Below are 25,364 nucleotides of genomic sequence, written 5' to 3'. Positions count from 1 at the left end.
GACAGGGTCCCGCCAATGAGGCAGGCGCGAACTGCGTGCGAACTCCCCGGGAACAGGCATTCCGCGCGCCCTGTGGTGCGGTGGGCGATACGGATGAAAGGCTGGGTGTATGAACATCCCTTTCCTGGGCAACTGGCGCAAGAAGCGGGGCCCCGCCCATGGGGTCGCGGTGTTCTCGGACAGCGAGAGCGACCACGAGGGGGTGGCCGAACTGCTCTCCGAATGTGAACTGCTCCGCTCCCAGGCGCATCAGGCGGGGATCGAACTGGACGACACCGTCGCCTCGTTGGAGGCGCTCGACCAACTGCTGCCACGCTGGCGCGACGACGAGGAGAGCCTGCCCTGGCTCGGCAACGACGCCGGCCTCTACCTCGGCACGGTCATCGTGCGTACGGTGCCCGGCGCGCTCTGGGAGGTGTGGCCCAACGGCCAGCCGGTGGTGCGGCTGGTGTCGGGCCGGGAGATCGACGTGGTCGTGTCGGGCCGTGAATGGGCGGCCAGCGGAGTTCCCGAACTCTCTCAGCTGTACGCCGAGGTCGCGGAAGCGTGAAGCCCTGGCCCGTACTGGCGGAGTAAATACGGCTAATGCCCGAAAAGTGCGTGTCGTGTATTAAGTCCATCCTCGTCTGGATAGTTTGCCGCAATCGCGACACTGCTGAGAGTGGGTAGGGCTGAGCATGGCCGTCGATCCGTTGATCGAGCTGCGTCACGTCAACAAGTACTTCGGGGAGCTGCATGTCCTGCAGGACATCAACCTCACCGTCGGCAAGGGGGAGGTGGTCGTGGTCATCGGCCCCTCGGGGTCGGGCAAGTCGACCCTCTGCCGGGCGATCAACCGTCTGGAGCCTATCGGGTCGGGTGAGATCAGGCTGGACGGACAGCCGCTGGCCGAGGAGGGCAGGGAACTCGCGAAACTCCGCGCCGAGGTCGGGATGGTCTTCCAGTCCTTCAACCTCTTCGCGCACAAGACGGTCCTTCAGAACGTCTCCCTGGGGCAGATGAAGGTACGCGGCCGCAAGAAGGACCAGGCCGACAAGCGCTCGCTCGAACTCCTCGACAGGGTGGGACTCGCCTCGCAGGCGCCGAAGTACCCGGCGCAGCTCTCCGGCGGTCAGCAGCAGCGCGTGGCCATCGCCCGCGCCCTCGCGATGGATCCCAAGGCCCTCCTGTTCGACGAGCCGACCTCGGCGCTCGACCCGGAGATGATCAACGAGGTTCTGGAGGTCATGCAACAACTCGCGCGCGACGGTATGACGATGGTGGTCGTCACCCACGAGATGGGCTTCGCGCGTTCGGCGGCCAATCGGGTCGTCTTCATGGCCGACGGCCGCATCGTCGAGGACCGCACCCCCGAGGAGTTCTTCACCGACCCACGCAGCGACCGTGCCAAGGATTTTCTCTCCAAGATCCTCACACACTGAGCGGGGGAGCGTGATCATGACCCGTACGGCACGTGCGGCACGTGTACGCCCTGAACCCGCGTCGGTTCCGCGCCTCGGCGCCGGTGAGGGCTTCCGCCAGGCCGGGGGACGGGCCGCGCCCGGTCTCGACTACGCTTTGTCGTTCATCCCCGCGGTGACAGAGGCTGTCGAAGGCGCCTCGGCCGACCCAGGGACGCTGCTGCCGGGCACGCGGTAGCGAGGGGCAATGGCCCGTCCGGCGGCAGCCGGGGATCACTGCTCACGCAGCGGGACCGACATGTACGTCGGCCGCTGGTGAGAAGAAGGTCAGCTGCGCCGGTCGGGTTGTGCTCCCCCCGCCACCGCCCTACTGCCCGGCACGATGGGTGGTGGTCCGGGTGGCCCCCTCGGGCAGGGGCGTCTGCGCGGCGCGGGTGACGTCCGCGACCAGCTCGACGACATCCGGCCCGTACGCCTGGGAGTTCACGACCTTCAGAAGGAGCGCGAAGGAGCTGTTGCCGTGCTTGCGGTACAGCCGCTCGTGGTTGCGGGCCAGATAGCGGGTCGCCGCCTGGTTGGTGATCGCACGCTGCCCGCAGAAGAGGAACACGGGCCTGCCGAGGCCCGGCTGCCCGGCGGTGAGCCGCGCGAGCAGGACGTACTCGGCCACCCCTGGCTGCATACGGTGGCGATCGCTGCCTATCTGGAACGCCAGACGGTCCGGACCCGGCTCCGGATCGACGTTCACCCGCACACCCGGCAGCATGGCCTGCATGTGGGCGGCCATCCGGCGGTTGGACCCCGGGCCGCCGACACAGAACTCCGTGCGCTCCCCGAAGCCCTGCCGGGCAGCGTCCTGGGTGATCACGTCGGCATGCGCGTTGCAGTCCTTGATGAGCGCGGAGAGCTCCAGGAGCGCGAACACGTCGTAGCGGTGCACGGCCAGGTCGGGGCTGCCGGCGTCGCGGTTGACCACGAGCAGCGACTCGGAGTGGTCGGGCAGCCCGAAGAAGGCCTGCTTGCGGCGGAGCCTGCGCTTCCACAGGTAGGTCCGGGCGAGCCAGCCCAGCGAGGCGCTGAGGCCCGCCGCGACCACTCCGAGGACGATGTTGCGCACGTCGTCAGTCATGGGCGCGCATGTTAGCGGGCAGGCGCATCCGTGTTCGAGAGGCACCTGACGCGGCCATGCCGAGGAAGTTACGCTGCGCAGGGAATCGCTGACTGGAGGTACTGATGGGGCGCTCGGTCGCGCGGAGACTTGCTGTGCTGGCGGTGTCGGCCGCTGTGGTGTCGGTGGGGGCGGCACCGCCCTCCTCGGGGACCGGCGGGAGCGGTTCAGGACCGGCGGGGAAGGTGCCGGTGGCCGTCGGCTACGGCGGAGCCGTCGCGAGCGTCGACGCGGACGCCTCGGCCGCCGGGGTGGAGATCCTCCGCAAGGGCGGCAACGCGGTGGACGCGGCCGTCGCCACGGCGGCGGCCCTCGGCGTCACCGAGCCGTACTCGTCGGGCATCGGCGGAGGCGGCTACTTCGTCTACTACGACGCCAAGTCCCGTACGGTGCATACGATCGACGGGCGGGAGACGGCGCCCCTGACGGCCGACTCGGGGCTCTTCCTGGAGAACGGCCAGCCGATCCCGTTCGCGGACGCGGTGACCAGCGGTCTGGGCGTGGGCACACCCGGTACACCGGCCACCTGGCAGACGGCGCTGGACAGTTGGGGCAGCAAGCGGCTCGGGCCGCTGCTGGAGCCCGCGGAGCGGCTGGCGCGGGACGGGTTCACCGTCGACGCCACGTTCCGCTCGCAGACCGAGTCCAACGAGACGCGGTTCAGGAACTTCCCCGACACGGCCGACCTGTTCCTGCCGGGCGGCGCGCTGCCGGTGGTCGGCTCGACGTTCAAGAACCCCGATCTGGCCCGCACGTACCGGGAGTTGGGCCGCAAGGGCGTGGGCGCCCTGTACCGCGGCGAACTGGCCGAGGACATCGTCGACACGGTCAACGAGCCGCCGGTGGACCCCGCTTCGGGATACGACGCCCGCCCCGGCGACCTGACGCTGAAGGACCTGGCGAAGTACCGGGCGAAGCGGCAGGCGCCCACGAAGACCTCGTACCGCGGTCTGGGTGTCTACTCGATCGCGCCCTCCTCCTCCGGTGGCACCACGGTCGGTGAGGCGCTCAACATCCTTGAGAACACCGACCTTTCGAAGGCCTCCGACGTCCAGTACCTGCACCGGTACATCGAGGCGAGCCGGATCGCCTTCGCGGACCGGGGCCGCTGGGTCGGCGACCCCGCCTTCGAGGCCGTACCGACGAAGGAACTGCTGTCGCAGCGGTTCGCCGACTCGCGCGAGTGCCTGATCAAGGACGACGCGGTGCTCACCAGCCCGCTGGCGCCGGGCGATCCGCGCGACCCGGCGGCGTGCGCGACCGGGGGCAAGGCCGCGCCGACGACGTACGAGGGCGAGAACACGACCCATCTGACGGCGGCCGACAAGTGGGGCAACGTCGTCGCCTACACGCTCACCATCGAGCAGACCGGCGGCAGCGGGATCACCGTCCCGGACCGCGGGTTCCTCCTCAACAACGAGCTGACCGACTTCTCCTTCGCCCCGGCGAGCCCGGCCGTGCACGACCCGAACCTGCCCGGGCCCGGCAAGCGTCCGCGCTCGTCGATCTCGCCGACGATCGTGCTCGACCGCCACGCGAAGCCGGTGGTGGCGCTCGGCTCACCCGGTGGCGCGACCATCGTCACGACCGTGCTGCAGACGCTGACGGGCTTCCTCGACCGGGGCCTGCCGCTCGTCGACGCGATCGCCGCCCCGCGGGCCAGCCAGCGCAACCAGACGACCACCGAGCTCGAACCGGGCCTGTGGAACAGCCCGCTGAGGACCCAGCTGGAAGGCATCGGCCACGGTTTCCGCCAGAACCCGGAGATCGGCGCGGCGACGGGCGTCCAGCGCCTCCCGAACGGCAAGTGGCTGGCAGCCGCGGAGACCGTACGCAGGGGCGGCGGCTCGGCGATGGTGGTGAAACCGGCGCCATAGGAGTCCGCTCAGTTGCCGGACCCCTCGCGGCCGACCGTCATGGACCAGCGCACGGCCGAGGGGCCGGCAACCGAGACACTGCCCTCCTTCTCCGCTCCCACGACACCGACCCGGTGGTGGGCGGTGGTCGCCCTGCCGGCGAGGCATGCCACCGGGAAGCCGACGTTCAGCGGCTGCACGGAGACCTGGATCTCCCCCTTGCCCCGGCACCGGACGGCGACGATCAGGGCATCGCCCTTCTCGCCGGCGCCGAATGCGAGGGTGCCGCCGCCACGGGTCCCGCCCCGGCGGCCGGCGACGGTCTCGGTGCCGTCCAGCGGGTCTCCGTGGCCCGTGCGGGCACCTCATTCTCACCTTACGTTCCGGGGTGGTAACCGCACTCTGCGTCCAGGTCGAAAACTCGTCGTAGCGCTTTCGTAACACGACTGGTGTTTTCTGCCATATTGGAGTGCTCCGGTCCGGCGTGGGGTGGTGGGGTGAACGGCATGACGGTGGAACAACTTCCGGACCGGGTCCGGGAGTTCGCGCACTACCTCAACGGCCTGCTGTCCCGGCTCGACCAGGGCGGCGGCTGGTGCGGTGTGTTCTGGCAGCGCGACCCCGAAGGGATGCGGGCCTGCCTGGACGGGTGGGAAGTACCGCCCTGGGACGTCGTGGAGGCCATCCTCCAGGATCTGGGCGCCGAGTACGGCGACCGGGCCGCGGCTCGGGAGACCGAGCGGGCCAGGGCCCTGCACGCCGCATCCCTCACCGCGTACGACGCACGGCCCGGCGGCCGTGACGCCCTCGGCGACCGGCTCGACGTGATGCTGCGCGAACAGCGTTACGCCGCCGAACGGCTCTCGGAGCTGGGGCGTTCGCTACCCGCGGCCACCACCCAGGAGGAGAACGACTCCCTCCGTCTCGATCTCGCCTGGGCCCGCGACGACCACGACCGCGCGACCGCCCGTTGCGCCGAAATCCGGTCCCGCATAGACGAGTTGGACCGGCAGGCGATGGACGGACACGCCCGGAGCGGGAACGACGGCCGTGATCCCGGCCGAACGGCCGCCCAGGCAGCCGCCCCGCGCCTGGGCGTACAGCGCCCGGCGCCGGACGAGGACGACTGGCCGGGCCTCTGGCGCGACGCCTCCGCGGACCGGGCCGCCCGGCAGGACGCGGCGGTCCACCCGGACGCGCACGAAGCCCCCGACGCGCACGAAGCGTACGAAGCGCATGAAGCTCCCGAAGTGTCCGGAGCCACCGAGCACCCCGTCCCTCCCGAAGCCCCCGCGCCCAAGCAGCGCTCCAAGCGCCGCCTCCGGGGCGGCGCCCGGGGCAGCGCCCGCTTCGCCGGCATGGCGGACGCGAACACGGACGCCGACCCGGACGCGAACACGGGTGCAGGCGCAGGCTCGGGTACCGGCCAGGCAAGGGACGCGAGCAGCCCCGTGACCCCCGTTCCGCCCGCGCCGCAGCGCGCGGACCGCACCCCCCGGGGCGCCCGGTTCGCGGGCGGTGCCGAGGCGGGCGGTGGGCAGCGGGCGCCACGGCGCGAGGCCCTGGACGACGACGCGCGGCGGACCACCGTCGAGACCGTCGCCACGCTCGTGCGGCTGCGGGGCGAAGGCCGTACCGGCGAGGCGCACGCCGTACTGGTCGAGGCCGCCCACTGGCCCGCCGCCCGCTTCCCGCTCCTCGCCGCCGAACTGCACCGCGCCGGACTCGACGCGGACTGGGCCTCCCTCCTCTGGGAGGCCGTCTCGCTGCCCGCCGACCGGCTGGTCGCCGCGGCCGACGCGCTGGTCGCGGCCGGACGCACCGCGGACGGCCGGCAGATGCTCCGGCAGGGCGTCGCACGCCCCGCCCCCGAGATAGGCGAGGCGGTCCTGGGCCTCGTCGAGGAGGGGCGGCACCGCGAGGTCCGCGCCCTGCTGGACGCGTACGTCCGCGTCCGCACCCCGGAGGAAGCCGCCCGCAGCATCGACGCCGACCCGCAGTTCCTCGCCCCGCTCCTCCTGGAAGCGGCCCGCGAGGTCTCGGAGCAGCGCTACTGGGACCTGATCCACGCCCTGCGCGTGGCCGGCTACACGGCCTGAGGCGGGACACGCAGTCCCGCTCACCCACAGGGGTGTGAAACATGATCGACTCCGCCGGTTAACGGCGATGGTCTTGCCCAGGGCAGCGCCGAGGCTTACTTTCAGGGCTCTACGCCCCGTGTCTACGGGCGTAGAAGCTCTCTGACGTCACGTCGAAGGAGCAGCTCATGGCCAACGTCGTACGCGCCGCTCTGGTCCAGGCCACCTGGACCGGCGACACCGCATCCATGGTCGCCAAGCACGAGGAGCACGCCCGCGAGGCGGCCCGTCAGGGCGCGAAGATCATCGGATTCCAGGAAGTCTTCAACGCCCCCTACTTCTGCCAGGTCCAGGAGCCCGAGCACTACCGCTGGGCGGAACCCGTACCGGACGGTCCGACCGTCACCCGGATGCGGGAACTCGCCCGCGAGACCGGCATGGTCGTCGTGGTCCCGGTCTTCGAGGTCGAACAGTCCGGCTTCTACTTCAACACCGCCGCGGTCATCGACGCCGACGGCACGTACCTCGGCAAGTACCGCAAGCACCACATCCCCCAGGTCAAGGGCTTCTGGGAGAAGTACTACTTCAAACCGGGCAACCTCGGCTGGCCCGTCTTCGACACCGCGGTCGGCAAGGTCGGCGTCTACATCTGCTACGACCGCCACTTCCCGGAGGGCTGGCGCCAGCTCGGCCTGAACGGCGCCCAGCTCGTCTACAACCCCTCGGCGACCTCCCGCGGCCTGTCCGCCCACCTGTGGCAGCTGGAACAGCCGGCCGCCGCCGTCGCCAACGAGTACTTCGTCGCCGCGATCAACCGGGTCGGCGAGGAGGAGTACGGGGACAACGACTTCTACGGGACGTCGTACTTCGTCGACCCGCGCGGCCAGTTCGTCGGCGAGCCCGCGAGCGACAAGAGCGAGGAACTCGTCGTCCGCGACCTCGACCTCGACCTGATCGACGAGGTCCGGCAGCAGTGGGCGTTCTACCGGGACCGCCGCCCCGACGCGTACGAAGGGCTGGTGCAGCCGTGACCGAGGACCTGCTGGGCCGTCACCGGGCCGTTCTGCCCGACTGGCTCGCCCTCTACTACGCGAACCCGATGGAGATCACGCACGGCGAGGGCCGCCACGTCTGGGACGCCGAGGGCACCAAGTACCTCGACTTCTTCGGCGGCATCCTCACCACGATGACCGCCCACGCCCTGCCCGAGGTCACGAAGGCCGTCAGCGAGCAGGCCGGGCGCATCAACCACTCCTCCACGCTCTACCTCAACCGGCCGATGGTCGACCTGGCCGAGCGGATCGCCACACTGTCGGGCATCCCGGACGCGCGCGTCTTCTTCACCACCTCGGGCACCGAGGCCAACGACACCGCGCTGCTCCTGGCCACCGCGTACCGCCGCAGCAACCAGATCCTGGCGATGCGCAACAGCTACCACGGGCGTTCGTTCAGCGCGGTCGGCATCACCGGCAACAAGGGCTGGTCACCGACGAGCCTGTCACCCCTCCAGACGCTGTACGTGCACGGCGGCGTCCGCACCCGCGGCCCGTACGCGGATCTCGACGACACCGCCTTCGTCGCGGCCTGCGTCGCCGACCTGGAGGACCTGCTCGGCCATGTCCGCGCGCCCGCCGCCCTGATCGCCGAACCCGTCCAGGGCGTCGGCGGCTTCACCTCACCGCCGGACGGCCTGTACGCGGCCTTCCGCGAGGTCCTCGCCGAGCGCGGCATCCTGTGGATCGCCGACGAGGTGCAGACCGGCTGGGGCCGGACCGGCGACAACTTCTGGGGCTGGCAGGCCCACGGGCAGCACGGCCCGCCCGACATCCTCACCTTCGCCAAGGGCATCGGCAACGGCATGTCCATCGGCGGAGTCGTCGCCCGCGCCGAGATCATGAACTGCCTCGACTCCAACTCCATCTCCACCTTCGGTGGCACCCAGGTCACCATGGCCGCGGGCCTCGCCAACCTCACGTACCTCCTGGAACACGACCTCCAGGGCAACGCCCGCAGGGTCGGCGGACTTCTCATCGAGCGGCTGCGGGCCGTCGCCGAGCAGCTTCCGGGCGTACGGGAGGTCCGGGGCCGCGGGCTCATGATCGGCGTCGAACTGGTGAAGCCCGGCACCGACGAGGCCGATCCGGACGCGGCGGCGGCCGTGCTCGAAGCGGCCCGCGAGGAAGGCCTGCTCATCGGCAAGGGCGGTGGGCACAGCACCAGCGTCCTGCGGATCGCCCCGCCCCTGTCCCTCACCGTCGCGGAGGCCGAGGAGGGCGCCGCGATGCTGGAGCGCGCCCTGCGGAGCGGTCTGCGGCGCTGAGCCGCTGTCAGCCTCGACCGACGTCGGCTCCGAGGAGTGTTCGGCACCGCGAGATTGAAGGTTCGCCCTGATGACGACCGCCTCGGAACCCGCCCTGTCGGTCCGGCAGATCCTCGCCCTGGAACGGGTGCTCGCCGGGGAGCCCGAGGTGGTGGCGGGCGCGGGCCAGCTCGACCGGCCCGTGCGCTGGGTGCACGTCGCCGAGGCCGCCGACGTCGGGGTGATGCTCAGCGGCGGCGAGATGGTCCTCACCACCGGCGTGCTGCTCGCGGGCGACCGGGAGGCGCAGGCCGAGTACATCCGCTCCCTGCACCGCGCGGAGGCCTCGGCCGTCGTCCTCGGACTCGGCCGGGCCTTTCCCGCGCCGCCCGAGGTGATGCGCAGGGCCGCCGAGCGGTGCGGGCTGCCGATGGTGGTCCTGCACCGCCCGTTCCCCTTCGCCGAACTCACCGAAGAGGTCCAGTCCCGGCTCGTACGAAGGAAGTTCGCGGCCGTCAGCCTCTCGGAGGCCGTACGGACCGCGCTGACCGGGCTCATCACGACGGGCGCCCCGCTGCAACGGCTCCTCGACGAGATCGCCGGCCACAGCGCCTGCCCGGTGGTCGTCACCAACCTCGCCCACCGGGTCCTCGCCACGGCGGGGGAGCGGTCCGCCGTCGACGACGTGCTGCGCGACTGGGAGCGCATCGCGCGGCAGGCGGGCGGCAGCGAGGGCGACGGCTGGGTCCGCGCCGAACTGGGCGGACGCGGGGAGCGCTGGGGCCGCATCGTGCTCTGCGGCTACCGCGGCGACACCGCCACAGGCCGGCTCCTCGCCGACCGCGCCGCCGAGGCACTCGTCCTGCACCGGATGCTCGGCGGCCCCGCGCACTCCTGGGAGGAGCAGTCCGCGCAGAGCCTGCTCACCGACCTCGTCTCCGGAGCCGTACCGGCCCGGCACCTGCTGCCCCGGGCCCGCGCGGCCGGACTGCCGGTCAACCGGCGGACGTTCGTACCGCTGGCCGTACGAGGTGTCGGCGCGGCGCAACTCGCTCGCGTACTGCGGCTGTTGGGGCTCCCCGGGCTCGTCGCCGAACTGGCCGACGGGGTCACCGCCGTCCTGCTGAGCCTCGCCAGGGACCAGGACGCCGAAGCCCTCGCCGCGCACTTCGCCACCCGGCTGCGTACGGAACCGGGTGACGGAGTTCCACGGGAGCGGGCGTCCGCGGCCGTCGTCGCCGCCGCGGACGCGCGGACCGGGTGGGACGACGTGCCCGCGGGACTGCGCGAGGCCCGGCACGTGGCCGACTCGGTGGCCGAGAGCCCGGCCGACCTGGACCTGCCGGCCGTGGTGCGGCTGAGGGACGTACATCTGCGCGGACTGGTACGGCTGTTGCGCGACGACCCGCACGTCCAGTCCTTCGCGGAACGGGAGTTGGACGGGCTGCTGTGCGGCGCCGACGCGGAGGCGGAACTGCTGCCGGTGCTGCGGACGTATCTCGCCACCGGCCGCAACAAGTCGCGCACCGCGCAGCTCCACCATGTCTCGCGGCCCGCGCTGTACCGGCGGCTTGAGTCCATAGAGGCGCGGCTCGGGGTCGACCTCGACGACTTCGAACAGGCCGCCTCCATCCACATCGCCCTCCTCGCGCACGACGCGCAACAACGCTGAAACCTGGAACGACCTGGGAAAACGGTGGTGAAACATGGGCCTTCGCAAGGGTGACACCGTGGAACGCCACACGCCCGCAGACGTGACACGCTGCAACTCAAAGTCCCTCCTACGGCTTCCTAAGCTCCTGGGGCGGACGACGGCACTTCCGACGCCCGCCCCAGCACACCCAGCGACCGGAGGTCCCGATGAGCAGAGTGATCCGCGCCGCCGTCTTCCAGACCGCATGGACGGGCGACAAGGAATCGATGATCCAGGTCCACGAGCAGGCGGTCCGGGACGCGGCCGCGCAGGGCGCCCAAGTCCTCTGCTTCCAGGAGCTGTTCTACGGCCCGTACTTCTGCCAGGTCCAGGACAAGGCGTTCTACGAGTACGCCGAGCAGATCCCCGAGGGCCCGATCGTCCGCCGATTCCAGTCCCTGGCAGCGGAGTTGGGCATCGTCCTCGTCCTGCCGATGTACGAGGAGGAGCAGCCCGGCGTCCTCTACAACACCTCGGCGGTGATCGACGCCGACGGCTCGTACCTCGGCAAGTACCGCAAGCACCACATCCCGCAGGTCGAGGGCTTCTGGGAGAAGTTCTACTTCCGTCCCGGCAACAGCGGTTGGCCGGTCTTCGACACCGCGGTCGGCAAGGTCGGCGTCTACATCTGCTACGACCGGCACTTCCCGGAGGGCTGGCGTGCCCTCGGGCTGGCCGGGGCCGAGATCGTGTTCAACCCGTCGGCCACCTCGCGCGGACTGTCCGCCTACCTCTGGCAGTTGGAGCAGCCGGCGGCGGCCGTCGCCAACGAGTACTTCGTGGGCGCCATCAACCGCGTGGGAGTGGAGGAACTGGGCTCCAACGACTTCTACGGGACCTCGTACTTCGTGGACCCGGAAGCACAGTTCGTCGGAGAGGTGGCGAGCGACAAGGAGCCCGAACTCGTCGTCCGCGACCTGGACATGGAGAAACTCCGCACGGTCCGGGACCGCTGGCAGTTCTACCGGGACCGCCGACCGGACGCGTACGGCCCCCTGACGGCTCCCTGAGCGGGGCCCCGTAAGGGGCGCGGGGCTGCGACATCATGCGGCTCCGCCGCGTGGGCGCGACCAGCCACGACGCACCCGCACGTACCCACCGCCCTCCACCGGAGGTGCCCGTCAGGACAGACAGGAGAGGAATCATGAGCACCCGTACAGTCATCCGCGGTGGTCTGGTAATCACCGCTTCCGACGAACTCCACGCGGACGTCCTCATCGAGGACACCCGAATCGTCGCCCTCGCAGCCACCGGCACCCCCACCGCCGACGCCTGGACGGCCGACCGCACCATCGACGCCACCGGCAAATACGTGATCCCGGGCGGAGTCGACGCCCACACCCACATGGAACTGCCCTTCGGCGGCACCTTCGCCTCCGACACCTTCGAGACCGGCACCCGCGCCGCCGCCTGGGGCGGCACGACGACGATCATCGACTTCGCGGTCCAGAGCGTCGGCCGCTCCCTGCGCGAGGGTCTGGACGCCTGGAACGCCAAGGCCGACGGCAAGTGCGCCATCGACTACGGCTTCCACATGATCGTCTCCGACGTCAACCAGGACACCCTCAAGGAGATGGACCTGCTGGTCGAGGAGGGTGTCACCTCCTTCAAGCAGTTCATGGCCTACCCCGGCGTCTTCTACAGCGACGACGGCCAGATCCTGCGCGCCATGCAGCGCTCCGCCGAGAACGGCGGCCTGATCATGATGCACGCCGAGAACGGCATCGCGATCGACGTGCTCGTGGAGCAGGCGCTGGCCCGGGGCGAGACCGACCCCCGTTACCACGGCGAGGTCCGCAAGGCCCTCCTCGAAGCCGAGGCGACCCACCGCGCCATCAAGCTCGCCCAGGTGGCCGGCGCCCCGCTGTACGTCGTGCACGTCTCGGCCACGGAGGCCGTCGCCGAGCTGGCGCGGGCCCGCGACGAGGGCCTGAACGTCTTCGGCGAGACCTGTCCGCAGTACCTGTTCCTGTCGACGGACAACCTCGCGGAGCCGGACTTCGAGGGCGCGAAGTACGTGTGCTCGACGCCGCTGCGGCCCAAGGAGCACCAGGCCGCCCTGTGGCGCGGTCTGCGCACCAACGACCTCCAGGTCGTCTCCACCGACCACTGCCCCTTCTGCTTCGTGGGCCAGAAGGAGCTGGGCCGGGGCGACTTCTCGAAGATCCCCAACGGTCTGCCGGGCGTCGAGAACCGGATGGACCTGCTGCACCAGGCCGTGGTCGACGGGCACATCTCGCGCCGCCGCTGGATCGAGATCGCCTGCGCGACCCCGGCCCGGATGTTCGGCCTGTATCCGAAGAAGGGGACGATCGCGCCGGGCGCCGACGCGGACGTCGTCATCTACGACCCGCACGCCGAGCAGATCATGTCCGCCGAGACCCATCACATGAACGTCGACTACTCGGCGTACGAGGGCAGGCGCACCACCGGCCGCGTCGAGACGGTCCTGTCGCGCGGCGAGGACGTCATCACCGAGCGGAAGTTCACCGGCCGTGCCGGGCACGGCAGTTACACCCCCCGCTCCACCTGTCAGTACCTCCTCTGAACCCTTCTCCGAGCGACCAGGAGTGGCGCCATGGACTTCGGACTCGTCCTGCAGACAGACCCACCTGCCTCCCGCGTCATCAGCCTGATGAAGCGGGCCGAGCGCAACGGCTTCACGTACGGCTGGACCTTCGACTCCGCCGTGCTCTGGCAGGAGCCGTTCGTGATCTACAGCCAGATCCTGTCCAACACCACGAAGCTGAAGGTCGGCCCGATGGTGACGAACCCGGGCACCCGCACCTGGGAGGTCACCGCCTCTACCTTCGCCACGCTCAACGACATGTTCGGCAACCGCACGGTCTGCGGGATCGGACGCGGCGACTCGGCCATGCGTGTGGCCGGCCGCAAGCCCAACACCCTCGCGCGGATCAGTGAGGCCATGAAGGTCATCCGGGCGCTGGGGCGCGGCGACGAGGCCGACCTCGGCGGCACGGTGATCAGGTTCCCGTGGATCAAGCCGGGCGCCGAACTCCCCGTCTGGATGGCCGCGTACGGGCCCAAGGCCCTGAAGATGACCGGCGAGGAGGCGGACGGTTTCATCCTCCAGCTCGCCGACCTGTATCTCACCGAGTACATGGTCAAGGCGGTGAGGACCGCGGCGGCCGAGGCCGGACGCGACCCGGCCGACGTCAAGATCTGTGTGGCCGCGCCCGCCTACATCACCGAGGACGACTCGCCCGGGGCGCTCGCCCACGCGCGGGAGCAGTGCCGCTGGTTCGGCGGCATGGTCGGCAACCACGTCGCCGACCTGGTCTCCAAGTACGGCGAGCACTCCGCCGCCGTCCCCGACGAACTCACCGACTACATCAAGTCCCGCGAGGGCTACGACTACTCCCACCACGGGCGCAGCGGAAACCCCGACACCCAGTTCGTGCCGGACGAGATCGTCGACCGGTTCTGTCTGATCGGCACGGCCGAGCAGCACATCGCGAAGCTGAACGCCCTGCGGGAGCTGGGCGTCGACCAGTTCGCCCTGTACGACATGCACGACGCGCAGGAGGAGGTCATCGAAGCGTACGGATCGACGGTCATTCCCGCGGTCAACAGTTGACGGTCATTCTCCGCCGTCAACTGTTGACTGCGCCCTGAGAACTCCACCCGCACGGCCTTTCCCGTCCCGCCTCATTGATTGGCCTGCTCATGACCGAAACCGTCCCCACAGGGCCACCGATAACCCAGTCCACCGACACCGAGGGGCGGATCGAACTCCGCCCCGGAGCCTTCCCCGAGAGCAGTCCCTTCGCCAACGAGGACCTGCGTCCCGTCCCGGTCGCCGAGCGCAAGTGGACGACGTACAACTTCGCGGCGCTGTGGATCTCCATGGCGCACTGCATTCCCAGCTGGACCCTGGCCTCCGGTCTGGTCGCCCTCGGGATGGACTGGAAGCAGGCCGTCTTCACGATCGCGCTGGCCAACGTCATCGTGCTGCTGCCGATGCTGGCCACCGGACACGCCGGGCCCAAGTACGGCATCCCCTTCCCCGTGCTGGCCCGTGCCTCCTTCGGGCTGCGCGGGGCCAACATCCCGGCGCTGATCCGGGCGGCCGTGGCCTGCGGCTGGTTCGGCATCCAGACCTGGATCGGCGGCAGCGGCATCTTCGCCCTCGGCTCCAAGCTGACCGGCGGGGAGTGGGAGAAGGCCGGACAGATCGCCGGCAACCCCTGGCCGCTGTGGCTGTGCTTCCTGCTCTTCTGGGCCGTGCAGATCGCGATCATCTACCGCGGTATGGACTTCCTGCGGCGCTTCGAGAACTGGGCCGCGCCCGTCGTGATCGTCGGCGCGTTCGTGCTGTTGATCTGGATCGCCGTCAAGGCCGACGGCTTCGGCGCGCTGCTCGACCAGCCCTCGAAGCTCGGCTGGGGCACCGACTTCTGGACGGTCTTCTTCCCGGCCCTGATGGGCATGATCGGCTTCTGGGCGACGCTGTCCCTGAACATCCCCGACTTCACCCGCTTCGGCGCCAGCCAGAAGGCGCAGACCTGGGGGCAGAGCCTTGGGCTGCCTACGACGATGACGCTCTTCGCGATCCTCGCCGTGCTGGTCACCTCCGGCTCGGAGGCCGTCTACGGAGAGGCCATCTGGGACCCGGTCGCCCTCGCCGCGAAGACGGACAGCGCCTTCGGACTGCTCTTCGCGCTCTTCATCGTGCTGATCGCCACGATCTCCGTGAACATCGCGGCGAACGTGGTCTCACCGGCGTACGACCTGTCCAACCTGGCGCCGAAATTCATCAACTTCCGTACCGGGGCGCTCATCACGGGTGTCATCGGCATCCTGATCTTCCCCTGGAAGCTGATCTCCACCCCGGAGTTCTACATCTTCACCTGGCTCGGGGTGGTCGGCGGGCTGCTCGGTACGGTCGCGGGCATCCTGATCGCCGACTACTGGATCGTCCGCCGTACGGTCCTGCACCTCGCGGACCTCTACACGCCCGGCGGACGCTACTGGTACACGAACGGCTGGAACTGGCGGGCGGTGCTGGCCTTCGTGGTCGGCGGTGTCCTGGCCGTCGGCGGCTCGTACTCGACCGTCGACGCGAAGGGCGCGAAGCTCGGCCCGTTCCCCGTCGACGGACTCATCCCGTTCCTCAAGCCGCTCGCGGACTACGGATGGGCGGTCGGCGTCGCCTCGTCGCTCATCCTGTACGTCGCCCTGATGGCACCCGTGGCACGGGCCGAACGGGAGCAGTCCCTGCACAAGGCCGCCTGACGGCGGTCCGGCCGCGCCGGGAGCCGCCCGCTACTGGGCGGCCTCCAGCGCGGCCATCCCCTCCTTGGCGGCCTTGATCGCGCCCTTGTTGATCTCGTCCGTACCGGGCGCCTTCTTCGACTCGAAGTCGCTGCCGTTGTACGTGACGACCACCAGGGCGTTGGACGCGCGGACGATCACCATGCCCTCGCGTGTCTGCTGCTTGTCGTCGGTGGTGAGGTTCACCACCGAGTAGGCCTCGTCGCCGACGCCGGGGACCTCACCGCCGCCGCTCTTCTCCGTGGTGCGCTGCTTGTACGCGGCGAGGGCGGTCTCGTCCGATTTCTTGATCTCGTACGAGATGTCCAGCCAGCGGTAGTCGAACGACTTGAGCGCGTTCCAGGAACAGGTGCGGCGCAGCGACTCGTCGGTCGACGGGATCTCCTTGCCGGCCGTCTTGGCGCCCGGCACCAGCGCGGTCACCGTCTTCTTCGTGATGCCCTCGCAGGGCGCGGGGGAGTCGCGGTAGGTGCGGACCGCCGCGGCGGTCGCGGGCGCCGACGGGGATCTCTCGCCGTCGGGGGCGGCCTTCTTCTCCGTTGCCGGAGTCGCGGCGAGCGGCCCGGACGACAGCGCCCAGCCCGCCGTGGCGAGCACGACGACCGGCGCCAGACGCGCGGTGAGAGCGAGAGGAAGAGATCGCACGGCGCACATTTCGTGGGGGACGGTGCGGAGGGGTCCGCACTGCGGACGGGACGCCAGTGTCACACGCGTGGCTGTGGGGCGGAAGTGCGAACTCGCTCCGTGCCTGCCCGTGTCCGGGCGGTGACAGTACTTACCGGGTCACTCGACGTGCCGAGTCGCGTGCCGAGTCGCTTACGGCGGCCTGAAGGGGCAGCGCGCGCTCGATACGGTCCACGGCGGTGAACGCCCCGTACGCGATCAGCTCGACCAGGCAGTGGTCCGTGAACGGCGGCTTCTTCCAGGCGGCCACGTCCTCGTCGGTGATCCGGTACGGAGCCAGCGCCGCCAGCAGCGCCAGCCGCGCCCCGGGCCGGTCCGCGCGTCCGGGCAGGGCGTCCCAGACCACCGGCTGATGCGTGCCGTCCCAGACCGCGACCGTGTCCCGTACGAGGTTCTGGTCGGCCTCGGTCAGCAGCGAGGAGCCCGCCATGGCCGCGGCCCGCAGTGCCGCGTAGGCCGGACCGACCGTCGTGCCGGCCGCCCAGGCCGGGCCGGCGCCCGCGTCGCCGTCGAGGAGGGCGAGGCTCGTGCCCGGGACGAGGCGCCGGCGCACGGTCTTCGCCACGGAACGCCCGACGAGGCTGCGGACCGACCTGAACCGCTGGACGTTGCCCGGCAGCAGGTTCTCGGTCAACAGGGCCGAGACGATCCGGTTGATGAAGTGGAAGGCCAGGGCGGTGCCCACGTACGCGGCGGTGTGCCGGACGAAGAAGGGCAGCGGGGTGAGTTCCGGGCTGCCCGGGACCCGGGTCGCCTCGCCCCAGGCGACCATGCGCGCCTGGATCTCCCTCTCCGGGGCCTTCCCGCGGGCCAGGCGCTCCGCGAGGGCGTGGTCGCCGGTGGCGTGCAGCAGGAGCGTGTGCGCGTCCACGCAGAACGGGCACTTGTTGGCCCGGGACACCCCGAACGCGGCCAGCTCCTTTCCGGTGCGGCTGCCCTCGCCCGCGAGCAGCGACTCCCGCATCAGCGCCCAGGCGGCGGCCATCAGGTCCGGCGAGGAGGACAGGACGACGAAGGTGGAGGCGCTCTCGATACCGAAGTCCTCCGCGAGCTGCCGGTACACCTCCGCGGTGCGGCCGGTGGCGGACCTGGGCGGCAGGGGTTCGGTGTGACGGAACGGCGCGGTCGTGAACGGCGCGGTCAGGAAGGCTGCGGTCATGGGAAGAACCCTGGCCCGCCGGGGCACCCCCACGCGTCGTACGGCCGGAGGCAGTTGGCGGTGCGCCGGCCCGACCGCCCGGCACCTCCCACTACTGCGGGGGGAGTAGTGCGGGAGTTGTCCACAGGGCTGACGCCGCTGTCCGTCCGGCGGTCTACGGTACGGACATGAGCGCGGACCAGGCACTCCTCAAGCGGCTCGCCGACGTGGCAATCGCCGTCGTGATCGGCGCCGTCACCGTGTCCGCGGCGGCCCTCGACCAGGACACCACCGCGCTCGACCTCGCGCTGATCGTGGCCGGCTCGCTCGCCCTGGCCGCGTACCGCAAGGCACCCCAGGTGGTGCTCGCCCTCACGACCGCGGCCCTCAGCGCCCACGCGCTGCACGCGCAGCCGGGGCCGGTGGCCGCCCTGCCCGTGGTGACCGCCGTCCACCTCGCGGCGCAGGCGGGACACCGGGCCGTCGGCGCGGTCGCGGGCGCCGTGTTCCTCGGCGCGTATCTCGCGGCGGGCCCGGTCGCCCACAGCACCGTCGAACGGGCCGTGCTGCTCGCGGGCTGGTTCCTGTGCGCTGTGGTCAGCGGCCTCGCGGGCCGTAACTGGCAGGCGTATCTGCGCCAGACCGAACAGCGCGCCCTGGAGGCCGAGCGCACCCGCGAGGAGGCGGCCCTGCGCCGCGCCGGGGAGGAACGCCTGCGCATAGCGAGGGAGTTGCACGACTCCCTGACCCACAGCATCTCCATCGTCAAGCTCCAGGCGGGCGTCGCCGTCCATCTCGCGCGCAAGCGCGGCGAGGAGATACCTCCTGCCCTGCTGGCCATCCAGGAGGCCGGCGGGGAGGCCATGCGCGAACTGCGGGCCACGCTGGACATCCTGCGCACCGACGAGCCGACCGGCACGCCCGCGCTGCTCGTGGAGCGGGCCCGCGCGGCCGGTCTCGCCGTCGACCTGACCGTGACGGGCCGCGAGCGCCCGCTGGCGGCGACCGTGGACCGTGCCGCGTACCGCATCGTCCAGGAAGCCCTCACGAACGCCGCAAGACACGCGGGACCCGCCAAGGTCGCCGTGCGACTCGACTACGGAGAAGGTGAGTTGACGATACGCGTCGACGACGACGGAACCGCCGAACCGTCCTGTCCGCCCGCCGAGGGCATCGGGCTCACCGGCATGCGCGAACGCGTCACGGCACTCGGCGGCACCCTGCGCGCCGCCCCGCGCGAAGAGGGCGGCTTCTCGGTACGGGCCGGCCTGCCGCTGGAACACGCGTGATCCGGGTCGCGCTCATCGACGACCAGGCGCTCATGCGGGCCGGGTTCCGGGCCCTCCTGGACGCCGAGGACGGCATCGAGGTGGTCGGCGAGGCGGCCGACGGCGAGCAGGGTGTGGCGCTGGTGCGCGAGCACGTGCCGGACATCGCCCTCGTCGACGTGCAGATGCCGGTGATGACGGGCATCGAGGCGACCCGCCGCATCGCCGCCGACCCACGGCTCTCAGGCGTGCGCGTGGTGATACTGACCAACTACGGCCTCGACGAGTACGTCTTCGAGGCGCTGCGGGCCGGGGCCAGCGGCTTCCTGCTCAAGGACACCGAGCCCGCGGATCTGCTCCAGGCCATTGAGGTCGTCACGCGCGGCGAGGCCCTGCTGTCGCCGTCCGTCACCCGCACGCTGATCGGGGAGTTCGTGTCCCGGCCGCCGGACCGGGCGAAGGCACCGGGCCTGGAGTGCCTGACCCGCCGGGAGCGCGAGGTCACCGCGCTCGCCGCCCGCGGCCTCACCAACGAGGAGATCGCCGCCCACATGGTCATCAGCCCCTTCACCGCCAAGACCCACATCAGCCGCGCGATGACCAAACTGGGCGCCCGCGACCGCGCCCAACTGGTCGTGTTCGCCTACGAGTCGGGGCTGGTCGCCGCACGAGGACGGGTGGAGTGAGGGCCTTCGCCGGGGGCTCGTGTGATGATCGGCGGGTGATCGCTACACGAGCCAGGCCGTTCCGCAGTGCCGCCCTCGTCTGCCTGTTGGTGGTGGCACCGGTGCTGGGGGCGAGCGGGTGCGGGCTCTCCGCCGAACTGGACCGGGAGAGCAACCCCGAACGCACGCCCACGCCGACGCCGTCCCTCGCGGTGGTACCGCCCTCACCCACACCCGGGCCCGTGACCTCCGAACCCTCCCAGACCCCCTCCCCGACCGTCCCCGGTCAGCAGACGGAGGACTGCCCCAAGTCCGGTCTGCGCTTCGCGGCCGATCAGGGCGACGCGGCGATGGGGCTGCGCGCGATGGGCCTCGACGTCACCAACTGCGCCGACGAACCACGCAAGTTGAACGGGTATCCGGCCATCACCGTCCTGGACGCGTCGGGTGACCCGTTCCCGGGTGTGCGGACCGTCGAGGGCACGGACCAGGTGTCCATGGCTCCGGAGGATCCCGGCCCCCGGCCGCTGACGCTCGCCCCCGGGGAGTCCGCACACGCGGCCCTGTACTGGCGGATGAACAACAGCAGCGGCGTGTACCTCCGCGTCGCTCCGAAGAAGGGCGACGACACGGTGACCGTACGGCCGCCGTACCCGCTCGACATCGGCCCGGAGAACGTCCTCGGGACGACGGCCTGGCAGCCCTCGGACCGCCCGTAACGGCAGTCTGCGTACCATCGCCGGACGTCCTGGCCCGCGGTCCGGCACCTGCCCCGCAGTCCGCGGGCCGCAGTCCGCAGTTCGTGATCCGCGGGCCGCAGGCCCGTCCCGCAGTGAGGAGTTCCCCGTGTTCACGACCCGACCCACGCTCCAGGGCACCTTCGGAATGGTGTCCTCCACGCACTGGCTCGCCTCGCAGTCGGCGATGGCCGTGCTGGAGGACGGCGGCAACGCGTACGACGCCGCCGTCGCCGCGGGTTTCGTGCTGCACGTCGTCGAGCCGCACCTCAACGGGCCCGCCGGTGAGGTGCCGATCATCCTCGCCCCGGCGGGCGGCGAGGTACGGGTCCTGTGCGGTCAGGGCGTGGCACCGGCCGGGGCCACCATCGCCCATTACAGGGGACTGGGCCTGGACCTCGTTCCCGGCACCGGACCCCTCGCCGCCGCCGTGCCCGGCGCCTTCGACGCGTGGATGCTGCTGCTCCGCGACCACGGCACGAAGTCCCTGGCCGACGTCCTGAAGTACGCCGTCGGGTACGCGCGGGACGGGCACGCGCCCGTGGAGCGGGTCGGCCAGACCGTGGAGACCGTACGGGAGCTGTTCGAGACCGAGTGGACGTCGTCCGCCGAGGTGTATCTGCCGGGCGGGGAGCCTCCGCGGACCGGCGAGCTGTTCCGCAATCCCGCGCTGGCCGCGACCTGGACGCGGCTCATCGCGGAGTCCGCCGGGGCGGCCGAGGCGCAGGAGGGCGACCGCCGCATCGCGCAGATCGAGGCCGCGCGGCGGATCTGGCGCGAGGGCTTCATCGCCGAGGCGCTCGTACGGCAGGCAGGCCGGCCCACGCGGGACACCAGCGGCGAGCACCACTCCGGCACGCTCACCGCGGCCGACCTGGCCTCCTGGTCCGCGTCCTACGAAACTCCGGCCACCTACGACTGGCGGGGCTGGACCCTGTGCAAGGCCGGGCCCTGGAGCCAGGGCCCGGTGCTCCTCCAGCAGCTGGCCCTGCTGCCGCCCGAGCTGCCCCGGTACGGCTCCGCCGAGTACACGCACCTGCTGATCGAGGGCTGCAAGCTCGCGATGGCCGACCGGGAGGCCTGGTACGGGGACGCGGGCGAGGTGCCCCCGGCGGAGCTGCTGGCGGAACTGTTGTCGCCCGAGTACAACGCCGGGCGGCGGGCGCTGGTCGGCGAGAAGGCCTCCCACGAGCTGCGGCCGGGGAGCCCCGGCGGCCGGACCCCGTTGCTCAGCGGGCACGCGCGCGTGGTGGCCTCGGGGGAGGGCGGGTTCGACGCGCTCGCGGCGCCGGGCGCGGGGGAGCCGACCGTGGCGCGAGGGGCCGAAGGGGCCGGCGAGCCGACCGTGGCCAAGCCGCCGACGTCTCCCGTGCCCGGCGAGCCCGACGTCTCGGCGGACGGTGGCACCCGGGGCGACACCTGCCACCTCGACATCGTCGACCGCTGGGGCAACATGGTCGCGGCCACGCCCAGCGGCGGCTGGCTCCAGTCCAACCCGGTCGTGCCCGAGCTGGGCTTCCCGCTCGGCACCCGGCTCCAGATGGCCTGGCTGGACGAGGGACTGCCCAACTCCCTGACCCCGGGCCGCCGTCCGCGCACGACGCTCACCCCGTCGCTCGCCCTGCGGGACGGCGTCCCCGTCATGGCCTTCGGCACGCCCGGCGGCGACCAGCAGGACCAGTGGCAGCTGCACTTCTTCCTGGCCGTCGCCCTGCGCCCGGAAGTGCGCGGCGGCCCCGACCTCCAGGGCGCGATCGACGCCCCCAACTGGCACAACGACAGCTTCCCCGGCTCCTTCTACCCGCGCGGGATGCGCCCCGGCAGCGTGACGGTCGAGTCCCGCACGGACCCCGGGGTCGTCGCCGAACTGCGCCGCAGGGGCCATGACGTCCAGATCGGCGACGCCTGGTCCGAGGGGCGCCTGTGCGCGGTCGCCCGGAACCCGCGGACCGGCATCCTGTCTGCGGCGGCGAACCCCCGCGGGATGCAGGGGTACGCGGTCGGCCGCTGATGTCGGTGCCGACAGCTGGGGCGGGTGTCGGTCACCGAAGCAGGCGCCGGCCTCGGCGTACTCGTTGTTCATGCCGATTCCACCCGTGATGCACCCACCGGGTGGGGATTGTCAGTGGCGCGTGCTCTCATGGAGGCATGATCGAACACATGGAAACCATCGACGAGTTTCTCGCACACCGCACGGCAGACGTCGAACAGGCCGTCCGCGAGGCGGCAGCCACCGAGATCATGCCGCGCTTCCGGCAGCTCGCGGCACACGAGGTGGACCAGAAGAGCGGCCCGCACGACCTGGTCACGGACGCCGACCGCAAGGCCGAGGAATACCTCACCGAGGTGCTCGGCAAGCTGCTGCCCGGCTCGGTCGTGGTCGGCGAGGAAGCGGTCCACGCGGACCCGGTGACGTACGAGGCGCTGCAGGGCGAGGCGCCCGTCTGGATCGTCGACCCGGTCGACGGCACCCGCCAGTTCGTCCACGGCGACCCCGGCTTCTGCACGCTGGTCGCGCTCGCCCAGCGCGGCGTCGTGCTGGCGTCCTGGACGTACGCCCCGGTCCGCGACCAACTCGCCGTGGCCGTACGGGGCAGGGGCGCCCTGCTCGACGGCGAACCCCTCCTGGCGGGCGCGCCGGACCCCGGCCGTGACCTCGAAGTCGCCACGTCCCACCCGGACTACACGACGGACGACCAGAAGCGGGCACTGCTCGGCCTGCGCACGCAGGGCGTCGGCCCGCGCCCCTGCGGCTCCGCCGGACTGGAGTACCTGGCCATCGCCCGCGGCGAGTTGGACGCCGTCGCGTTCAGCTGGGAGGCCGCCTGGGACCACGCGGCGGGCCTTCTGCTCGTCGAGGAGGCGGGCGGCGCCCACCTGACCCTCGCGGGGGAGCCGTTCCGCATAACCGGCGGCAACACCCTTCCGTTCACGGCGGCGCGGGACGCGGCCACGGCCCGCCGGGTCCTCGAACTGCTGTCGGGCGGTGCCTGAGCAGCGCTTGAGCGGCGCCTGCGCGGGGCCGATCAGGTTCGGGTGACGACTGGGCGAGGGGCGGGGACGGGCGCTGTCGGAGGCCCGGCATATCCTGACCGTCAGTGGCCATCGGCTGACAAAGGAGTCCGAAGGTGCCGTCGATGCTCGATGCCGTCGTGGTGGGTGCGGGGCCGAACGGACTGACGGCTGCCGTGGAGCTGGCCCGCCGCGGCTTCTCCGTGGCCGTCTTCGAGGCGCGCGACACCGTCGGGGGAGGTGCCCGCACCGAGGAGCTGACCCTGCCCGGCTTCCGGCACGACCCGTGCTCGGCCGCGCACCCCCTCGGTGTCAACTCACCCGCCTTCCGCGCGATGCCGCTGGGGCGGTACGGGCTGGAGTGGCTGCAGCCCGAACTGCCCATGGCACACCCCTTCCTGGACGGCACGGCGGCCGTGCTGTCGCGGTCGGTGGCGGAGACGGCCGCCTCGTTCGGACCCCGGGACGCGGGCACGTACCGCAGGCTGGTGGAGCCCTTCACCCACCGATGGGACACCCTCGTACAGGACTTCATGTCCCTGCCGCTCAGCGCGCTGCCCCGGGACCCGGTCACCCTCGCCCGCTTCGGGCTGGTCGGACTGCCGCCCTCGACCTGGCTGATGCGCAGGTTCCGCGACGAGCGGGCCAAGGCGCTGTTCGCGGGGCTCGTCGCCCACGTCATGTCGCCGCTGGGCGGTGTCGCCACCGGAGCCGTCGGCCTCGTCTTCGCGCTGGCCGCGCACGCCAGGGGCTGGCCCGTCGCCCGGGGCGGCTCCCAGTCGATCTCCGACGCGCTCACCGCGTACCTCAAGGACCTGGGCGGCGCCGTCCACACGGACTACGAGGTCAAGCGGCTCGACGACCTGCCGCCCGCGCGCGCGTACGTCTTCGACACCTCGCCCACCGCACTGAGCCGGATCGCGGGCTTCGGGAACCACTACGACCGGTACCGGTACGGGGCGGGCGTCTTCAAGATCGACTACGCGCTCGACGGGCCGGTGCCGTGGACCGCGAAGGAGGCCCGCGCGGCCGGCACGGTGCAGGTCGGCGCGGACCGCAAGGAGATCGGGACCGCCCTGCGCGCCGCCTCCCGGGAGGAGCGGGCCCCCGACGCGCCGTTCCTGATCACCGTGCAGCCCAGTGTCGTCGACCCGTCCCGCGCACCGGCCGGAAAGCACGTGTTCTGGGCCTACGCGCACGTCCCGAGCGGCTGGACCGGAGACCTCACCGAAACGATCGAGCGCCAGCTGGAGCGGTTCGCACCCGGCTTCCGCGACCGGGTCCTCGCCCGTGCCACGGCGGGACCGCCCGAACTCGCCGCCCGCAACGCCAACTACGTGGGCGGTGACATCGGTTGCGGCGCGGCCTCCGGCCTGCAACTGCTGCTGCGGCCCACGCTGTCGGCGTACCCGTACAACACCCCGCACCCGGCGGTGTTCATCTGCTCCTCGGCCACCCCGCCGGGTCCCGGCGTGCACGGCATGTCCGGGCACAACGCGGCGAAGGCCGTATGGAAGAGGCTGCGCCAGACATGACCGGTATCGAACTCGTCCGCGGCGACATCACCCGGCAGAGCGTGGACGCCATCGTGAACGCGGCGAACTCCTCGCTGCTGGGAGGCGGAGGCGTGGACGGCGCCATCCACCGGCGCGGCGGACCCGAGATCCTCGCCGAGTGCCGCAAGCTGCGCGCCTCGCACTACGGCAAGGGCCTGCGCACCGGACAGGCCGTCGCCACCACCGCCGGCCGGCTCGACGCGCGCTGGGTGATCCACACCGTCGGCCCCGTCTTCAGCGCCGACGAGGACCGGTCCGAGCTGCTGGTCTCCTGCTACCGGGAATCCCTGCGGGTCGCCGACGAGCTGGGCGCGCGGACCGTCGCGTTCCCGGCCGTCTCCGCGGGCATCTTCGGCTGGCCGATGGACGACGCGGCGCGTGTCGCGGTCGGGACCGTGCGGGACACGGAGACCGCGGTGACCGAGGTCAGATTCGTCCTCTTCGACGAGCCGGCGTACGAGGCGTTCGCGGCGCGCGTCGGCTGACCGGACCGAGGGAGCCCCGGCGAGCACCTG

At 71.5% G+C, this 25,364-nt stretch carries 22 protein-coding genes; 18 read left to right on the top strand and 4 right to left on the bottom strand.

The window, feature by feature from the left end:
- The first annotated feature begins 109 nt into the window (after positions 1 to 109).
- Both ACZ60E_RS08130 and ACZ60E_RS08125 read left to right on the top strand, forming a co-directional pair.
- Positions 110 to 550, top strand: a complete 441-nt coding sequence (locus tag ACZ60E_RS08130) for a DUF6278 family protein (protein ID WP_210888516.1) — start codon at positions 110 to 112, stop codon at positions 548 to 550.
- Between the two features lie 127 nt (positions 551 to 677).
- Positions 678 to 1,421 carry an amino acid ABC transporter ATP-binding protein gene (locus ACZ60E_RS08125; protein WP_453794654.1) on the top strand — a complete coding sequence of 248 codons (744 nt, stop codon included), beginning with the start codon at positions 678 to 680 and terminating at the stop codon, positions 1,419 to 1,421.
- Between the two features lie 346 nt (positions 1,422 to 1,767).
- On the opposite strand, the gene ACZ60E_RS08120 is transcribed toward ACZ60E_RS08125, so the two are convergent.
- Complete coding sequence (locus ACZ60E_RS08120; protein WP_469438975.1) at positions 1,768 to 2,529, bottom strand: hypothetical protein; 762 nt, start codon at positions 2,527 to 2,529, stop codon at positions 1,768 to 1,770.
- Between the two features lie 104 nt (positions 2,530 to 2,633).
- Between ACZ60E_RS08120 and ggt the strand changes: the two genes are divergently transcribed.
- Positions 2,634 to 4,445: a gamma-glutamyltransferase gene (gene ggt, locus ACZ60E_RS08115; protein WP_469438974.1), complete on the top strand. Its 1,812-nt coding sequence runs from the start codon at positions 2,634 to 2,636 to the stop codon at positions 4,443 to 4,445.
- A gap of 8 nt (positions 4,446 to 4,453) precedes the next feature.
- Here ggt and ACZ60E_RS08110 read toward each other — a convergent pair whose 3' ends face one another.
- Complete coding sequence (locus ACZ60E_RS08110) at positions 4,454 to 4,624, bottom strand: hypothetical protein (protein ID WP_469438973.1); 171 nt, start codon at positions 4,622 to 4,624, stop codon at positions 4,454 to 4,456.
- A 306-nt stretch (positions 4,625 to 4,930) separates the two neighbouring features.
- Here ACZ60E_RS08110 and ACZ60E_RS08105 point away from each other — a divergent pair, with 306 nt between their 5' ends.
- From ACZ60E_RS08105 to ACZ60E_RS08070, 8 genes are all read left to right on the top strand, one after another.
- Positions 4,931 to 6,523 (top strand): hypothetical protein, encoded by a 1,593-nt coding sequence (locus ACZ60E_RS08105; protein ID WP_469438972.1) that lies wholly within the window; start codon positions 4,931 to 4,933, stop codon positions 6,521 to 6,523.
- Between the two features lie 167 nt (positions 6,524 to 6,690).
- Complete coding sequence (locus ACZ60E_RS08100) at positions 6,691 to 7,533, top strand: nitrilase-related carbon-nitrogen hydrolase (RefSeq protein WP_384806967.1); 843 nt, start codon at positions 6,691 to 6,693, stop codon at positions 7,531 to 7,533.
- The gene (locus ACZ60E_RS08095; protein WP_384806970.1) at positions 7,530 to 8,822 is read left to right on the top strand and encodes an aspartate aminotransferase family protein; all 1,293 of its coding nucleotides are present in this window, start codon (positions 7,530 to 7,532) and stop codon (positions 8,820 to 8,822) included. The genes ACZ60E_RS08100 and ACZ60E_RS08095 overlap by 4 nt, the downstream gene beginning before the upstream one ends.
- Before the next feature lie 70 nt (positions 8,823 to 8,892).
- Positions 8,893 to 10,473, top strand: coding sequence for a PucR family transcriptional regulator (locus tag ACZ60E_RS08090; protein WP_384806972.1), 1,581 nt, complete (start codon positions 8,893 to 8,895; stop codon positions 10,471 to 10,473).
- A gap of 188 nt (positions 10,474 to 10,661) precedes the next feature.
- Positions 10,662 to 11,504: a nitrilase-related carbon-nitrogen hydrolase gene (locus ACZ60E_RS08085; RefSeq protein ID WP_384806975.1), complete on the top strand. Its 843-nt coding sequence runs from the start codon at positions 10,662 to 10,664 to the stop codon at positions 11,502 to 11,504.
- 134 nt (positions 11,505 to 11,638) lie between these two features.
- Positions 11,639 to 13,042 carry a dihydropyrimidinase gene (gene hydA, locus ACZ60E_RS08080; RefSeq protein WP_384806978.1) on the top strand — a complete coding sequence of 468 codons (1,404 nt, stop codon included), beginning with the start codon at positions 11,639 to 11,641 and terminating at the stop codon, positions 13,040 to 13,042.
- Positions 13,043 to 13,072: 30 nt separating this feature from the next.
- Positions 13,073 to 14,092: a TIGR03842 family LLM class F420-dependent oxidoreductase gene (locus tag ACZ60E_RS08075; RefSeq protein ID WP_469438971.1), complete on the top strand. Its 1,020-nt coding sequence runs from the start codon at positions 13,073 to 13,075 to the stop codon at positions 14,090 to 14,092.
- Between the two features lie 89 nt (positions 14,093 to 14,181).
- Entirely contained in the window at positions 14,182 to 15,750 is a 1,569-nt protein-coding gene (locus ACZ60E_RS08070; RefSeq protein WP_469438970.1) for an NCS1 family nucleobase:cation symporter-1, read from the top strand.
- Positions 15,751 to 15,780: 30 nt separating this feature from the next.
- On the opposite strand, the gene ACZ60E_RS08065 is transcribed toward ACZ60E_RS08070, so the two are convergent.
- Complete coding sequence (locus ACZ60E_RS08065; RefSeq protein ID WP_385835838.1) at positions 15,781 to 16,443, bottom strand: hypothetical protein; 663 nt, start codon at positions 16,441 to 16,443, stop codon at positions 15,781 to 15,783.
- A gap of 121 nt (positions 16,444 to 16,564) precedes the next feature.
- Positions 16,565 to 17,632: a carboxymuconolactone decarboxylase family protein gene (locus ACZ60E_RS08060; RefSeq protein ID WP_469438969.1), complete on the bottom strand. Its 1,068-nt coding sequence runs from the start codon at positions 17,630 to 17,632 to the stop codon at positions 16,565 to 16,567.
- Between the two features lie 167 nt (positions 17,633 to 17,799).
- Between ACZ60E_RS08060 and ACZ60E_RS08055 the strand changes: the two genes are divergently transcribed.
- From ACZ60E_RS08055 to ACZ60E_RS08025, 7 genes are all read left to right on the top strand, one after another.
- A complete protein-coding gene (locus tag ACZ60E_RS08055) occupies positions 17,800 to 18,900 on the top strand; it encodes a sensor histidine kinase (RefSeq protein ID WP_469438968.1) in 1,101 nt (366 codons plus the stop codon).
- Entirely contained in the window at positions 18,897 to 19,565 is a 669-nt protein-coding gene (locus ACZ60E_RS08050; RefSeq protein WP_469438967.1) for a response regulator, read from the top strand. The genes ACZ60E_RS08055 and ACZ60E_RS08050 overlap by 4 nt, the downstream gene beginning before the upstream one ends.
- Before the next feature lie 35 nt (positions 19,566 to 19,600).
- Entirely contained in the window at positions 19,601 to 20,263 is a 663-nt protein-coding gene (locus ACZ60E_RS08045) for a DUF4232 domain-containing protein (RefSeq protein ID WP_469438966.1), read from the top strand.
- Positions 20,264 to 20,390: 127 nt separating this feature from the next.
- Entirely contained in the window at positions 20,391 to 22,292 is a 1,902-nt protein-coding gene (locus tag ACZ60E_RS08040) for a gamma-glutamyltransferase family protein (RefSeq protein ID WP_469438965.1), read from the top strand.
- A gap of 137 nt (positions 22,293 to 22,429) precedes the next feature.
- Entirely contained in the window at positions 22,430 to 23,275 is an 846-nt protein-coding gene (locus ACZ60E_RS08035) for an inositol monophosphatase family protein (RefSeq protein WP_453794640.1), read from the top strand.
- A 143-nt stretch (positions 23,276 to 23,418) separates the two neighbouring features.
- Positions 23,419 to 24,828: a phytoene desaturase family protein gene (locus tag ACZ60E_RS08030; protein ID WP_469439017.1), complete on the top strand. Its 1,410-nt coding sequence runs from the start codon at positions 23,419 to 23,421 to the stop codon at positions 24,826 to 24,828.
- Positions 24,825 to 25,334, top strand: coding sequence for an O-acetyl-ADP-ribose deacetylase (locus ACZ60E_RS08025; protein WP_469438964.1), 510 nt, complete (start codon positions 24,825 to 24,827; stop codon positions 25,332 to 25,334). Before ACZ60E_RS08030 ends, ACZ60E_RS08025 begins: the two co-directional genes overlap by 4 nt.
- Positions 25,335 to 25,364 lie beyond the last annotated feature (30 nt).

This window comes from Streptomyces sp. NPDC102514, from assembly GCF_055584525.1.
Note: the sequence above shows the minus strand (reverse complement) of the source record. Positions and strands in the feature narration are given on the sequence as shown.

Coding starts and splice junctions, on each gene's coding strand:
- ACZ60E_RS08130 (WP_210888516.1), top strand. CDS start 110: ATGAACATCCCTTTCCTGGGCAACTGGCGCAAGAAGCGGGGCCCCGCC.
- ACZ60E_RS08125 (WP_453794654.1), top strand. CDS start 678: ATGGCCGTCGATCCGTTGATCGAGCTGCGTCACGTCAACAAGTACTTC.
- ACZ60E_RS08120 (WP_469438975.1), bottom strand. CDS start 2,529: ATGACTGACGACGTGCGCAACATCGTCCTCGGAGTGGTCGCGGCGGGC.
- ggt (WP_469438974.1), top strand. CDS start 2,634: ATGGGGCGCTCGGTCGCGCGGAGACTTGCTGTGCTGGCGGTGTCGGCC.
- ACZ60E_RS08105 (WP_469438972.1), top strand. CDS start 4,931: ATGACGGTGGAACAACTTCCGGACCGGGTCCGGGAGTTCGCGCACTAC.
- ACZ60E_RS08100 (WP_384806967.1), top strand. CDS start 6,691: ATGGCCAACGTCGTACGCGCCGCTCTGGTCCAGGCCACCTGGACCGGC.
- ACZ60E_RS08090 (WP_384806972.1), top strand. CDS start 8,893: ATGACGACCGCCTCGGAACCCGCCCTGTCGGTCCGGCAGATCCTCGCC.
- ACZ60E_RS08085 (WP_384806975.1), top strand. CDS start 10,662: ATGAGCAGAGTGATCCGCGCCGCCGTCTTCCAGACCGCATGGACGGGC.
- hydA (WP_384806978.1), top strand. CDS start 11,639: ATGAGCACCCGTACAGTCATCCGCGGTGGTCTGGTAATCACCGCTTCC.
- ACZ60E_RS08075 (WP_469438971.1), top strand. CDS start 13,073: ATGGACTTCGGACTCGTCCTGCAGACAGACCCACCTGCCTCCCGCGTC.
- ACZ60E_RS08070 (WP_469438970.1), top strand. CDS start 14,182: ATGACCGAAACCGTCCCCACAGGGCCACCGATAACCCAGTCCACCGAC.
- ACZ60E_RS08065 (WP_385835838.1), bottom strand. CDS start 16,443: ATGTGCGCCGTGCGATCTCTTCCTCTCGCTCTCACCGCGCGTCTGGCG.
- ACZ60E_RS08060 (WP_469438969.1), bottom strand. CDS start 17,632: ATGACCGCAGCCTTCCTGACCGCGCCGTTCACGACCGCGCCGTTCCGT.
- ACZ60E_RS08055 (WP_469438968.1), top strand. CDS start 17,800: ATGAGCGCGGACCAGGCACTCCTCAAGCGGCTCGCCGACGTGGCAATC.
- ACZ60E_RS08035 (WP_453794640.1), top strand. CDS start 22,430: ATGATCGAACACATGGAAACCATCGACGAGTTTCTCGCACACCGCACG.
- ACZ60E_RS08030 (WP_469439017.1), top strand. CDS start 23,419: ATGCTCGATGCCGTCGTGGTGGGTGCGGGGCCGAACGGACTGACGGCT.
- ACZ60E_RS08025 (WP_469438964.1), top strand. CDS start 24,825: ATGACCGGTATCGAACTCGTCCGCGGCGACATCACCCGGCAGAGCGTG.